12 protein-coding genes are annotated in these 13,708 nt (G+C 60.5%); 8 read left to right on the forward strand and 4 right to left on the reverse strand.

Features of this window, described 5'->3' with window-relative positions; genetic code table 11:
* Nucleotides 1-31: 31 nt before the first annotated feature.
* From rhaS to N2601_RS23720, 7 genes are all read left to right on the forward strand, one after another.
* Entirely contained in the window at nucleotides 32-1,027 is a 996-nt protein-coding gene (gene rhaS, locus N2601_RS23690; RefSeq protein ID WP_260305091.1) for a rhamnose ABC transporter substrate-binding protein, read from the forward strand.
* A 72-nt stretch (nucleotides 1,028-1,099) separates the two neighbouring features.
* Nucleotides 1,100-2,635, forward strand: a complete 1,536-nt coding sequence (locus N2601_RS23695) for a sugar ABC transporter ATP-binding protein (protein WP_260305092.1) — start codon at nucleotides 1,100-1,102, stop codon at nucleotides 2,633-2,635.
* 10 nt (nucleotides 2,636-2,645) lie between these two features.
* Entirely contained in the window at nucleotides 2,646-3,650 is a 1,005-nt protein-coding gene (locus N2601_RS23700) for an ABC transporter permease (protein WP_260305093.1), read from the forward strand.
* Entirely contained in the window at nucleotides 3,647-4,660 is a 1,014-nt protein-coding gene (locus N2601_RS23705; protein ID WP_260305094.1) for an ABC transporter permease, read from the forward strand. The genes N2601_RS23700 and N2601_RS23705 overlap by 4 nt, the downstream gene beginning before the upstream one ends.
* Entirely contained in the window at nucleotides 4,657-4,983 is a 327-nt protein-coding gene (gene rhaM / locus N2601_RS23710; protein WP_260305095.1) for an L-rhamnose mutarotase, read from the forward strand. The genes N2601_RS23705 and rhaM overlap by 4 nt, the downstream gene beginning before the upstream one ends.
* Nucleotides 4,980-6,365: an FGGY-family carbohydrate kinase gene (locus N2601_RS23715; protein ID WP_260305096.1), complete on the forward strand. Its 1,386-nt coding sequence runs from the start codon at nucleotides 4,980-4,982 to the stop codon at nucleotides 6,363-6,365. Before rhaM ends, N2601_RS23715 begins: the two co-directional genes overlap by 4 nt.
* Nucleotides 6,366-6,690: 325 nt before the next feature.
* A complete protein-coding gene (locus N2601_RS23720) occupies nucleotides 6,691-7,797 on the forward strand; it encodes a branched-chain amino acid ABC transporter substrate-binding protein (RefSeq protein WP_260305097.1) in 1,107 nt (368 codons plus the stop codon).
* Nucleotides 7,798-7,877: 80 nt separating this feature from the next.
* On the opposite strand, the gene N2601_RS23725 is transcribed toward N2601_RS23720, so the two are convergent.
* From N2601_RS23725 to N2601_RS23740, 4 genes are all read right to left on the reverse strand, one after another.
* Entirely contained in the window at nucleotides 7,878-8,702 is an 825-nt protein-coding gene (locus N2601_RS23725) for a sugar phosphate isomerase/epimerase family protein (RefSeq protein ID WP_260305098.1), read from the reverse strand.
* Between the two features lie 133 nt (nucleotides 8,703-8,835).
* On the reverse strand, nucleotides 8,836-10,011 hold the full coding sequence (locus tag N2601_RS23730; RefSeq protein WP_260305099.1) for a dihydrodipicolinate synthase family protein: 1,176 nt from the start codon (nucleotides 10,009-10,011) through the stop codon (nucleotides 8,836-8,838).
* Between the two features lie 11 nt (nucleotides 10,012-10,022).
* The gene (locus tag N2601_RS23735; protein ID WP_260305100.1) at nucleotides 10,023-11,180 is read right to left on the reverse strand and encodes a Gfo/Idh/MocA family protein; all 1,158 of its coding nucleotides are present in this window, start codon (nucleotides 11,178-11,180) and stop codon (nucleotides 10,023-10,025) included.
* 131 nt (nucleotides 11,181-11,311) lie between these two features.
* Entirely contained in the window at nucleotides 11,312-12,031 is a 720-nt protein-coding gene (locus N2601_RS23740) for a TetR/AcrR family transcriptional regulator (RefSeq protein ID WP_260305101.1), read from the reverse strand.
* Nucleotides 12,032-12,491: 460 nt separating this feature from the next.
* Here N2601_RS23740 and N2601_RS23745 point away from each other — a divergent pair, with 460 nt between their 5' ends.
* The gene (locus tag N2601_RS23745; protein ID WP_260305102.1) at nucleotides 12,492-13,700 is read left to right on the forward strand and encodes a TIGR03862 family flavoprotein; all 1,209 of its coding nucleotides are present in this window, start codon (nucleotides 12,492-12,494) and stop codon (nucleotides 13,698-13,700) included.
* The last annotated feature ends 8 nt before the right edge of the window (nucleotides 13,701-13,708 follow it).

Genomic DNA, 13,708 nt, shown 5'->3' on the forward strand with positions numbered 1-13,708 from the left:
GCATAGCCTATCAACTTTGGGAGGAAGAGACATGAATATTGCAAAGAAATTGGCGATCGGCGTAGCGCTGGCCGTCGCAATGATGGCCGGCACGGCAAGTGCGAAAGACATCAAGATCGGCCTCGTAGTGAAGTCGCTCGGCAACGGCTTCTTCGAAGCGGCCAATAAGGGCGCTCAGGAAGCCGCCAAGGAACTCGGCGGCGTGCAGGTCATCTACACCGGCCCGACGCAGCCGACCGCCGAAGCCCAGATCGAAGTGATCAACTCGCTGATCGCACAGGGCGTCGATGCCATAGCTATCTCCGCCAACGACAAGGATGCTGTGGTGCCTGCCTTGAAGAAGGCCACGCAGCGCGGCATCAAGGTTATCTCCTGGGATTCCGGCGTGGCTCCGGCCGGCCGCATCCTGCAGCTCAATCCGTCTTCAAACGAGCTGATCGGCAAGATGTGCCTGACGCTCGCCAAGGACCATCTTGACGGCGGCAAGGGCAATTTCGCCATCCTGTCGGCGACTTCGACCGCCACAAACCAGAACATCTGGATCGGCGAAATGAAGAAGCAGCTCAAGGATTTCCCGGGCCTCAACCTCGTTACGACCGTCTACGGTGACGACCTTTCGGACAAGAGCTACCGCGAAGCCCAGGGCCTCCTGACCTCGCATCCGGAAGTCAAGGTCATCGTCGCTCCGACGACCGTCGGCGTGCTCGCCGCTTCGCAGGCCGTCAAGGATGCCGGCAAGATCGGCCAGGTCTATGTGACCGGTCTCGGCCTGCCATCCGAAATGGCTGGCGCCATCAAGTCGGGCGCCACGAAGGAGTTCGCGATCTGGAACCCGATCGACCTCGGCTATTCCGCAACGCAAATCTCCTACCGTCTCGTCAAGGGTGAAACCGACGGCAAGCCGGGCAGCGAGATCAATGCCGGCCGCATGGGCAAGATCAACGTTGGAGACAACGGCGAAGCCGCCATGGCCGATCCCTTCGTCTACAACGCCTCGAATATCGATCAGTTCTCCAAGGTCTTCTGATCGACGGACCCATTCGCAGCTTTCCGGCGGCTTCAGCCGCCGGACTTGGTTAACTTATCCGGTACATTGCTGATGACCACAGTCCTTCAACGACCCGCCACGGGCATGCCAAGCTTGGGCAATACCGCCATTCTGGAGATGCGCGGCATTTCGCAGATCTTTCCGGGCGTGAAGGCGCTCGACGGCGTCAGCATCTCACTTTATCCCGGCAAGGTCACCGCCCTGATCGGCGAAAACGGCGCCGGCAAATCGACGCTGGTCAAGATTTTGACCGGTATCTATCGTCCGAACGAGGGCGAAATCCTCGTCGACGGCAAGCCGGTTGCGTTTCACAGCGCCCAGGCCGCGATCGACGCCGGCGTCACCGCCATACATCAGGAGACCGTGCTCTTCGACGAGCTGACGGTTGCCGAAAACATCTTTCTCGGCCATGCGCCGCGCACGAAATTCCGCACCATCGACTGGAAGACGATGAACAGCCGGTCAAGGCTGCTGCTGGAATCGCTGGAAAGCACCATCGATCCGTCGATCCGCCTGAAGGACCTGTCCATCGCGCAGCGCCATCTCGTGGCGATTGCCCGCGCCCTGTCTATCGAAGCACGCATAGTCATCATGGACGAGCCGACCGCGGCTCTTTCCCGCAAGGAGATCGATGACCTCTTCCGTATCGTCGAAGGTCTGAAGGCCAAGGGCAAGGCCATATTGTTCATCAGCCACAAGTTCGACGAACTCTATGAAATCGCCGATAATTTCGTGGTCTTTCGTGATGGCCGCGCCGTTGGTCATGGCCCGCTGAAGGAGACGCCGCAGGACGAGATCGTCCGCATGATGGTCGGTCGCGACGTCAAGGATGCCTTCCCGAAAGTGCCCGTTACCATTGGCGACGTGGTGTTCGAGGTCGAAAATTATTGCCACCGCACCGAGTTCCGCGACATCTCCTTCAAGCTCCGGCGTGGAGAAATCCTCGGCGTCTACGGCCTTATCGGCGCCGGCCGTTCCGAACTGTGTCAATCGCTGTTCGGGATCACCAGGCCGCTCTCCGGACGGCTGACGCTGAACGGTCAGGAAATCCATATTCATTCGCCGCATGACGCCATCCGCGCCGGCATCGTCTATGTGCCGGAGGAACGCGGCCGCCATGGCCTGGCGCTGCCGATGCCGATCTATCAAAACATGTCGCTGCCTTCGCTCGGGCGGACCTCGCGCAAAGGCTTCCTGAAAGCAGCCGACGAGTTTGCGCTCGCCCGCAAATATGCCGAGCGGCTGGACCTGCGCGCCGCTGCCCTTTCCGTGCCTGTCGGCACGCTCTCGGGCGGCAACCAGCAGAAGGTGGTGATCGGCAAATGGCTGGCGACGCAGCCGAAGATCATCATTCTGGATGAGCCGACCAAGGGCATCGATATCGGTTCGAAGGCGGCTGTGCACGGCTTCATCAGCGAGCTGGCGGCAGAAGGCCTCAGCATCATCATGATCTCCTCCGAACTGCCTGAAATCCTTGGCATGTCGGATCGCGTGCTGGTGATGAAGGAGGGACTTTCGGCCGGCCTATTCGACCGCGAAGGACTGACGCCGGAAACGCTGGTGCGCGCCGCCACGGGCAATGCATAGGGAGGGCCGGATGCTACGCATACTCAAAAAACGCGAAACGCTGCTCTTCCTCATCATTATCGTGATGATCGCCGGTTTCGCAACGCGTGCGGCCGGCTTTGCCGAGCCCGCCAATCTTGCCAACATCTTCAATGATACGTCGATCTTGATCATCCTGGCGCTGGCGCAGATGACGGTCATTCTGACGAAATCGATCGATCTTTCCGTCGCCGCCAATCTCGCTTTCACCGGCATGGCGATCGCCATGCTGAATGCTGCCTATCCCGATCTGCCGCTGATCGTGCTCGTGGTCACGGCTGTCGTTATGGGCGCAGTGCTCGGCGCCATCAACGGTTATCTCGTCTGGGCTCTGGAAATCCCACCGATCGTCGTCACCCTCGGCACGCTTACCATCTATCGTGGCATGGCTTTCGTGCTGTCCGGCGGCGCGTGGGTCAATGCGCATCAGTTCACGCCTATCTTCCTCAACGTGCCGCGCACGCTGGTCCTCGGCCTGCCCGTGCTCTCCTGGGTTGGCATCGCCATCGTGCTGACGATGTATCTCCTGCTGCGCTACACGCGCTTCGGCCGCTCCACCTATGCCAGTGGCGGCAATCCGGTTGCGGCGGTTTATGCCGGCATCGATGTCGGCTGGACGCGCTTCCTCGCCTTCGTGCTTTCGGGCGCGTTGGCCGGCCTCAGCAGCTACCTCTGGGTGTCGCGCTATGCGGTCGCCTATGTCGACATCGCCAACGGTTTCGAACTCGACAGCGTCGCAGCCTGCGTCATCGGCGGCATCTCGATCGCCGGCGGTGTCGGCTCGGTCGCCGGCGCCGTGCTCGGCGCGCTGTTTCTCGGCGTCATCAAGAATGCTCTGCCCGTCATCGGCATTTCGCCGTTCACGCAGATGGCCATCTCCGGCACCGTCATCATCCTGGCAGTCGTCTTCAACGCCCGGCGCGAGCGCAATCGGGGCCGCATCATCCTCAGGGATCAGGCAGCGAAGGAAACCTCGGGTAAGGAGGTCACCGCATGAGCACCGTATCCGAAACCGCGCCGGAAAAGCGCAGCATTCCCGATCGTCTGGGCACGCCCTTTAAGCGCATAATGGCGAGCTGGGAAGTCCTGCTTCTCGGCGTCGCGATTGCCATTTTCATTTTTAATTCATTGGCTTCGCCCTATTTCCTCGACCCTTACAATCTCTCGGATGCGACCTTCAATTTCACTGAAAAGGCAATGATCGCCTTTGCCATGGCGCTGCTCGTCATTGCCGGCGAAATCGATCTGTCCGTCGCCGCCATCATCGCGCTTGCGTCGACCGCCATGGGCGCTGCGGCACAAGTGGGCGTCGATACGGTTGGGCTGGTCGCGATCGGGCTGGGCGTGGGGCTCGTCTGCGGCCTTTTCAACGGCTTCCTCGTCTCTGTGCTGAAACTGCCGTCGATCGTCGTGACCATCGGCACGATGAGCCTGTTTCGTGGCATTTCCTATATCGTCCTTGGCGACCAGGCCTATGGCAATTATCCCGATTCCTTCGCCTATTTCGGCCAGGGTTATGTTTTCTGGGTCTTCTCCTTCGAATTCGTTCTCTTCATCGTGCTGGCGATCGCCTTCGCCATCCTGCTACATGCGACGAATTTCGGCCGTCAGGTCTATACGATCGGCAACAATGATTTTGCAGCTCGTTTCTCCGGCATTCCGGTCGAGCGGATCAAATTCATCCTGTTCCTCCTGACCGGCATCATGAGCGGCATCGCAGCCGTCTGCCTGACCTCGCGTCTCGGCTCCACTCGCCCGTCGATCGCGCTCGGCTGGGAGCTGGAAGTGGTGACCATGGTGGTGCTCGGCGGCGTATCGATCCTTGGCGGCTCCGGCACGATTGGCGGCGTCGTCATCGCCGCCTTCGTCATGGGCCTGGTGACATTCGGCCTCGGCCTTCTCAACGTGCCTGGTATCGTCATGTCGATCTTCATCGGCCTCCTCCTGATCATCACCATCGCGCTGCCGATCGTCGCACGGCGCATCAAAGCCATGAGCTCGAAATGACCGCTTCCCTCGAACGCCACGCCTTCAAGATGACGCTCAATCCCGGCATGGAGGCCGAATACCGGAAACGTCATGACGAGATCTGGCCGGAACTGGTGGAGCTGCTGCACCAGGCCGGCGTGAGCGACTATTCCATCCATCTCGACCCCGAAACGAACACGCTGTTCGGCGTTCTGACGCGGCCGAGGGATCACACGATGGCCAGCCTTCCCGACCATCCGGTCATGAAGAAATGGTGGGCGCACATGGCCGATATCATGGCGACCAATCCCGACAATTCGCCAGTGCAGAGCGATCTTGTGACGGTTTTCCATCTGCCATGACCGCTCCATCGACCTATCGCCGCATTGCCGTCCTCGATATCGGCAAGACCAATGCCAAGGTCGTGGTGCTCGACGCGCAGACCGGCGCTGAGATCGCCGGCGTTCGGACGTCCAATACCACGCTGAAGACCGACCCCTACCCGCATTATGACATCGAGGGCTTGTGGGATTTCGTTATTGGTGCGCTGAAGAACTTTGCTGCCACACCCGGCTTCGACGCCATATCGATTACCACCCACGGCGCCTCCGCCGTTCTACTTGCTGAAGACGGCAGCCTTGCTCTGCCGGTGCTCGATTACGAGCATCGCTATCCTGAAGCCGTGCAGGAAGCCTATGACCGCCTGCGCCCGCCCTTCAGCGAGACCTTTTCACCGAGGCTTTCCGGCGGGCTGAATGTCGGCGCGCAAATCCATTATCAGAAGAGCATATTTCCCAACGACTTCGCGCGCGTCAGCACGATCCTGACCTATCCGCAATATTGGGCCCTGCGGCTGACCGGCGTTGCCGCCAACGAGGTCACCTCGCTCGGCTGTCACACCGATCTCTGGAATCCGACCACCGGCGCTTATTCCTCGCTGGTCGACACGCTCGACATTCGTTCTCTCATGGCCCCGATCCGTTCCGCCTTCGATGCGCTCGGACCTCTATTGCCGGCGATCGCGGCAGAGATCGGCCTCAGTGCTCCGGTTCCGGTCTATTGCGGCATCCATGATTCCAACGCCTCGCTGCTGCCACATCTCGTGGAGAACGAAGCGCCCTTCGCCGTCGTGTCGACCGGAACATGGGTGATCAATTTCGCCGTCGGCGGGGATCTCGATCATCTCGATCCGGCGCGCGATGCGCTTGCCAATGTTGATGCATACGGCCGCGCCGTGCCTTCCTCGCGTTTCATGGGCGGGCGGGAGTTCGAGATCCTGGCAGGTGAAATCGGACCCGTATCACAGGAAACGACGGAGGAGATGCTCGCGACCGTTATCGAAAAAGGCATCATGCTGCTACCGAACGTGGTCGAGGGTGCCGGCCCCTTCCCTGGCAAAAAGATGCACTGGATCGGGCAAGCGCAAGCGAGCTCCGAGGAACGTCTAGGCGCCGCCAGCCTCTATCTAGCATTGATGACCGAAGCCTGCCTGGATCTGATCGGCGCCAAAGGCCCGATTTTCGTCGAGGGACCTTTCGCGCTTAATCGGACTTATCTTGCAGCCCTTTCTTCGCTGACGGGATCTAACGTCGTCGCCCTGCCCGGCTCGACCGGCACCAGCCAAGGTGCGGCGCTGCTGACCGGCATCAAACCTGCGGCCGCGCCGGAAAACCACCCCGTTCGGGCCGATCTGCCGGGTCTGCGAGCCTACAGGCAGGCCTGGCATCAGGCTTTGGCAGAATAAACGCCCTTCGAATCTTCGGCAGGGCATTCGAGGTGCAAAACGACCTCACGCCCCCCAAACTCCACTCTCGGTACCTCGATAGAAATTTCCGGGAAATCGTCAAAATTGTCTCCACGACGGTTATTTTCTTGCGGAATCGCGGTAATATTCCTACAGAAACTACCCTTATGAGCGCTTTTGAGGTCAAAAATGTCCGAAAGCGATCATCAGCTTCGATGTCACTTCTGTCTCCCTTTTCAAGGCGCCTTACGGCAGTTCGCGCGCGACGACAGGCCATTGCGGCGGGTTCAAAGGGCGCTGCCGCGCCCATCCAAGGAGAGAAAAAATGAGTCTGAAGACATTGACGGCTGCGACGTTCGTCGCCTCGCTGGCCTTCGCGCCGCTTGCGCATGCGGATATCGTGATCGGCCTCATCGCGCCACTAACCGGCCCTGTGGCCGCTTACGGCGACCAGGTCAAGAACGGCGCGCAGACCGCCGTTGACGAGATCAACAAGGCCGGCGGTATCCTCGGCCAGAAAGTCGTGCTGAAGCTGGGAGACGATGCCGGCGATCCGAAGCAGGGCGTCTCCGTTGCTAACGATTTCGTGGGTCAGAGTATTCGTTTCGTCGTCGGTCCGGTAACCTCGGGCGTTGCCATTCCGGTATCGGATGCACTCGCTGAAAACGGTATCCTGATGGTGACGCCGACCGCGACCGCGCCGGATCTCACCAAGCGCGGCCTCCCCAACATCCTGCGCACCTGCGGCCGTGACGACCAGCAGGCCGATGTCGCCGCGAAATATGTGCTGAAGAACTTCAAGGACAAGAAGATCGCCATCCTCAACGACAAGGCCGCCTATGGCAAAGGTCTGGCGGACGCCTTCAAGGCAACGCTCAACGCCGGTGGCGTAACCGAAGTGCTCAACGATTCCCTGACCCCTGGCGAAAAGGATTACAGCGCGCTGACGGCGAAGCTCAAGGCTGCCGGCGTCGATCTCGTCTATTTCGGCGGCTATCATCCGGAAGGCGGCCTTCTCGCCCGCCAATTGCACGACATCTCCGTTAAGGCGCAGCTCATCGGCGGCGACGGGCTGTCGAATACCGAATATTGGGCAATCGGCAATGAAGCCGCTGCAGGCACGATCTTCACCAATGCCTCCGACGCGCTGAAGAACCCGGATTCCCAGACCGCCGCCGCGGCGCTGAAGGAGCGCAACATCCCGGCGGAAGCCTTCACGCTGAACGCCTACGCTGCTGTGCAAGTCCTGAAGGCCGGCATTGAGAAGGCCGGCAGCGCCGACGACGCCCAAGCCGTCACCACCGCACTGAAGAGCGGCGAACCGATCCAGACCGCCATTGGCAAGGTCACCTATGGCGAAACCGGCGACCTCACCTCGCAGAGCTTCTCACTCTACAAGTGGGATGCGGGCAAGATCGTCCCAGTCGAATAAGCCGCTTTGGTTTAAGTCTTCAAACTTCGCCGGGCCATTTGTGGCCCGGCATTTTTATGCCTGACCGGGCTCAAGACCGTTCAACAAACAGTGCGGAAGCGCTCGATGCAGGTAGACAGGACCTCTTCACCCGGCCTTTTCCACCAATTCGCCTCCGAAAAGATTTCCACCTCCTGCGGACCGAAAAAGCCGGCCTTCTCAACAGCGGCGCGAATACGCTTCAGGTCGATGACGCCGTCGCCCATCATGCCGCGATCGAGCAGCAGATCCTTGGTCGGTACCAGCCAATCGCAGATATGATGCGCCAGGATCTGGCCCTTGGCGCCGGCACGAGCGATCTGCTTGTAAAGCTTCGGGTCCCACCAGACATGATAGACATCGACCGCGACGCCGACACCCTCGCCCAGCAGATCGCAGATATCGAGCGCCTGTTCGAGCGTATTTACGCAGGCACGGTCGGCGGCATACATCGGATGCAGCGGCTCGATCGCGAGCGGGATGCCGGCGCTGCGCGCATGCGGCAGGATCGCCGCGATGCCATCCGCCACCATTTCGCGAGCGTGAGCGATATCCTTCGAACCCTTCGGCAGACCGCCGACAACGAGCACGAGGCAATCGGCATTCAGCGCCGCCGCTTCGTCGATTGCCCGTCTGTTGTCATCGATCGCGGCCCTCAGGCCCTCAGCATCTGCGGCTGGGAACATGCCGCCACGGCATAATCCGGTGACCTTCAACCTATTATCGGCAACGATCCTCGCTGCTTCCGCCAAGCCGATCGCATGCACCTGATCGCGCCAGGGCGCAATCGCGACGATCTTTTGCTTCAGGCAGGCCTCGACCGCCTGACGCATATCATATTGTTGGCGCACGGTCGCAAGATTGATGGAAAGGCCGGATACAGCCATTCTGATGATCCTCCCAGATCCCGTTTCCCGATTAGAGCAGTTCAGCGCTTCACGGAATCGCCGAACTACTCTATCTCTTTGTTTTCACGCAATTCCGGACGGAAAACCGCCACGCACTTTTCCTGGAATTGCTTTAGGCGACGCCGACCGTCGCAAGGATCGTCTTCATCCGCTGCACGGCGAGATCGGGGTCTCTGAGAACGCGGGCCGTATCGGCCAAACGGAAGAGCTCCGACAAGTGCACAATCGAACGCGTGCTCTGTTGACCGCCGAGCATCTGGAAGTGATCCTGGAAGCCGTTGAGATAGGCGAGGAAGACCACACCGGTCTTGTAGAAGCGCGTCGGCGCCTTGAAAATATGGCGCGACAGAGGGACGGTCGGCGCCATCATCTCATGGAAAGCTTCGAGATCGTTCTCGGCCAGCTTCGCGAGAGCGGCGCTTGCCGCAGGCGCGATCGCGTCGAAGATGCCGAGTAGCGCATGCGAATAGCCCTGGTTGTCACCCGCGATCAATTCGGCATAGTTGAAATCGTCACCGGTATACATCTTGACCGCCGGATCAAGGCGGCGGCGCATGACGATCTCTTTTTCCGCCGACAGCAGCGAGATTTTGACGCCATCAACCTTGGCGGCGTTGTCGTTGATGATCGCGACCGCCGTCTCCATTGCCCGCATATCGTCGGACGAACCCCAATAGCCGGCCAGCGCCGGATCGAACATCGAGCCGAGCCAGTGAATGATCACCGGCTGTTGGACCTGCCCGAGGATGCGGTTGTAGACGCGGATATAGTCGTCCGGACCTTTGGCGGCGTCCGCAAGCGCGCGGCTTGCCATCAAAATGATGCGCCCGCCCTGCCCCTCGACGAAGGCGACTTGCTCCTCATAGGCACGGATTACGTCGTCAATAGTGACATCGGGACCGGGCGCCAGATGATCGGTGCCGGCGCCGTAGGCGATCAGTGAGTCCGAGCGATTGCGGGCGGCTGACTGCGCGTGCGTGATCAGCTCCTTGGCACCGGCCCAATCAAGACCCATGCCGCGCTGCGCCGTATCCATGGCTTCCGCGACGCCAAAGCCGAGATCCCAGAGATATTCACGGAAAGCGATCGTCCGCTCCCAATCAATGTTGCGGTCAAGCCATGGATCATTGTCGGCCAGGGGATCGACGACGACATGAGCCGCGGCATAGGCGACGCGATTGAAGCGATGGCCGCCTGCCGGGCGCTCCGGTGGGCTAAGCGGTGTGTTGGCGACGGTGAATTCGGCAAGCTTGCCGTCGGTGCCGGGCAAACGAAGGGTCTTCGTCATGGTCTTGTCTCCTAGCGAGCGGAAAGCGAGGGAACGTCGACCCAGCGGCGCTCTGCCCAGCTCTTTTGAGCGAGTTCGGCGAGTTGAACGCCCTTGGCGCCCTCACGCAAGGTGAATTTCCATGGCGTATTGTCGACGACATGGCACAGGAAATCCTCCCACTGCGCCTTGAAACCATTGTCGAAGGTCTGCGTGTCCGGCACCTCGTCCCAGGTCTCGAAGAAATTGATCGGCTGCGGCTGGTCCGGGTTCCAGACCGGCTTCGGCGTGTTAACGCGATGCTGCGTCCAGCAGCGCATCAGCCCGCAGACCGCCGACCCATGCGTTCCGTCCACCTGGAAGGTGACGAGATCGTCGCGGCGGACACGCACGGCCCAGGAGGAATTGATCTGCGCGACAACGCCGCCGTCGAGCTCGAACGTGGCATAGGCAGCATCGTCGGCATCGGCGACATAGGTCCTGCCGTTTTCATCGACGCGGCTAGGAATATGCGTCGCGCCGTAGCAGCTCACGGCTTTGACTTCACCGAAGAGATTGTCGAGCACATAGCGCCAGTGCGGCAGCATATCGAGGATCATGCCGCCGCCCTCGGCCTTGCGGTAATTCCAGGAGGGACGCTGCGCTTTCACGCCCCAATCGCCTTCGAAAACCCAGTAGCCGAACTCGCCGCGCACGGAGAGAATCTTGCCGAAGAAACCGCTGTCGCGCAGCATGGCGATCTTGCGAAGGCCCGGCAGATAAAGCTTGTCCTGCACGACGCCATTCTTGACGCCGCGACGCTCCGCCGAGCTTGCGACCGAAAGAGCTTCGTCCAGCGTCTCGGAAATCGGCTTCTCGCAATAGACATGCTTGCCGGCTGCGATGGCTTTCTCCAGCAGCGAGACGCGCATCTGCGTCGAGCCGGCGTCGAAGAAAATCGTGTTGTGGGGATCGGCGAGAGCGCCGTCGAGATCGGTGGTCGTCTTCGCGAGGCCGTGCTTGCGCGCGACTTCCGCGATCTTTTCGGCATTGCGACCGACGAGGATCGGGTCCGGCATCAACCTGTCGCCGTTGGCAAGCAGCACGCCGCCCTGCTCGCGGATCGCCAGGATCGACCGCACGAGATGCTGATTGTAGCCCATGCGGCCGGTGATGCCATGCATGATGATGCCGATCGGCTTCGTCACCATATCCCACTCCTCCCGTAAATAACTATATAGTTACATGAGTGACACGGCAAAGCGGCGCTGTCAACGGCCATCATCGACGGCCGCGGCGGCAATTGCGCGGATTCGGCGGGATTAAGAGGCGTTTTAAAAGCTTAAGGACGCAGGTAGGCGAAGATGACGTCGACGATATGCTCGCCCCAGGCATCGATCTCCGACTTGTCGGAAAGGTTCCGCCGGAAGATCGTCGACAGCGTCCAGCGGTTCGTTAGGAAGAAGGAACCGAGGGCCGCGATGCTCATGTAGATCTTGACGGGATCGCAGCCCGGACGGAAATCGCCGGCCGCAGCGCCGCGATCCAGCAGACCGGAAATCTCCGCGACCAAGGGAGAATGCAGCTCGAAAATCCGCGCCGACCTCTTCAGAAAGCGGGCCTTATGCAGGTTTTCCGTGTTGAGAATGCCAAGAAATTCCGGGTGATCGAGAAAATATTTCCATGTGAAAACAACAAGCTCCCGCATGCCCTCCGTAGGGCTGCGGTGCGACAGATCGAGCCTTGCCTCCGCCGAACGGATGGCAACGTAACTGCCTTCCAGCACAGCGACATAAAGGGCATCCTTGCCCCCGAAATAGTGATAGAGCATGCGCTTGTTGATCTTGGCGCGCTCGGCTATGGCATCGACACGGGCGCCGCCATAGCCGCGCTCGGCAAATTCCTTGGTCGCCGCAGCCAGGATCGCCTTGCTCGTGCGCTCCGCATCCCTGAGGCGCGGCCGCTCGGCGGGTGAGGTCGATACCGCCTGATCGGTGGACCCGACCACAGTTTCAGCCTCCGGGCTCTTCGATCGGCCCTTCGTGATTTTGGCTTCGGTCATCGCGGCTCCCGATTGCGTTTGGCAAGGCCACGCGGCCCCCTAGCCGCCGACAATTACTCGATCATGACACAAGTTGACAGCCCCAGGAAAATCGGAAGCGATAGTAACTATATGGTTATATAAAAATTGCACCGTTGGCAACCTGAGGGCAGCGCGCAAGCTCGAAGCATCGCGCTGGTCATCGATTATGCCTTCTTGGACGATGGCGAGCGGAACGTGCGATCCGACAGCTTTGCAAGGGCTCGCACCTATAACGGCAGCTCCTCGCCGGCTTGTTCCCGGACGATGTATTCGACGTACCAATCCGGCCAATTCTCGTCGCCCACGCCGTCGAAAGGTAGTCCTTCACGATGGCATGACCGAGAGTACAGATTGCCAAGCAATGACTTAGGCGAGACGCCTTGCTTTCAACGCCGGCTCGGCCCAAGAGAACAAAAACAATTCAACACCGGGCGGCTTCATGACAGGAAAGCAGATCGCGATCATCGGTGGCGGGCCGGCGGGGCTGATGGCGGCCGAAGTGCTGTCGATATCCGGTCATCGGATCACCGTTTACGATAGCATGCCGACCGTCGCCCGCAAATTCCTGCTGGCGGGGAAATCCGGCCTCAACATCACCCATTCGGAAGATTATATCCGCTTCGCCAATCGCTTCGGCCAAAGCTCCGACCGGTTACGTTCGGCCCTCGACGCTTTTACGCCTGATAATATCAGGAGCTGGGCGGCAGGACTTGGCACGGAGACATTCACCGGCTCTTCGGGCCGCGTCTTTCCAACGGTCATGAAGGCCTCGCCGCTGCTGCGCGCTTGGCTCGGCAGGCTGGAGACACAAGGCGTCAAGGTTTTGACAAGGCATCGCTGGTCCGGCTTTGCAGAAGGCGGCTTTGCCTTTGAGACGCCAGAGGGACGAACGATCGTTCAATGCGACGCAGCCCTGCTCGCGCTTGGTGGCGCGAGTTATCCCCGGCTCGGCTCGGACGCCGCCTGGATCGCCTGGCTTCGGAATAAAGGCATCGACATCGCCGACTTCCAGCCCGCCAATTGCGGCTTCGATGTCGCCTGGAGCGCCATTTTTGGCGAGCGCTTCGCCGGAGAGCCGCTGAAAGCCGTGACCGCAACATCGGCCGCCGGCACTTTTCCCGGCGAGTTCGTCATTTCCCGACACGGTATCGAAGGCAGCCTCGTCTACGCCCATGCCGCCAGCCTGCGTGACCGGCTCGCAAACGACGGTAAAGCCGCGCTCATGGTCGATCTTACGCCCGGCAGGACAGCGCAGCGACTATCCCGCGATCTGACGCGGCAGGACGCCAAAGCCAGCCTTTCCAATCGCCTTCGCAAAGGGGCGGGAATCGAAGGCGTCAAGACGGCACTGCTGCGAGAACTCGTTCCATCAGCCAATTTGGCAGATCCGGAACGACTGTCACACCTGATCAAGGCCCTGCCGATCCCGCTCCTGAGGCCGCGGCCTATCACCGAGGCCATCTCATCGGCCGGCGGCATCCGCTGGAGCGCTATCGACGACGGATATATGCTGAGGGCCCTCCCCGGCGTGTTCGTCGCCGGAGAAATGATCGATTGGGAAGCGCCGACCGGCGGCTATCTTCTCTCCGCCTGTTTCGCCACCGGACGCGCGGCAGCGAAAGGAATAGAGGCTTGGCTACAGCGATAACGGGATGC

The organism is Rhizobium sp. CB3060 (assembly GCF_025200735.1).
Lineage (GTDB): Bacteria > Pseudomonadota > Alphaproteobacteria > Rhizobiales > Rhizobiaceae > Rhizobium.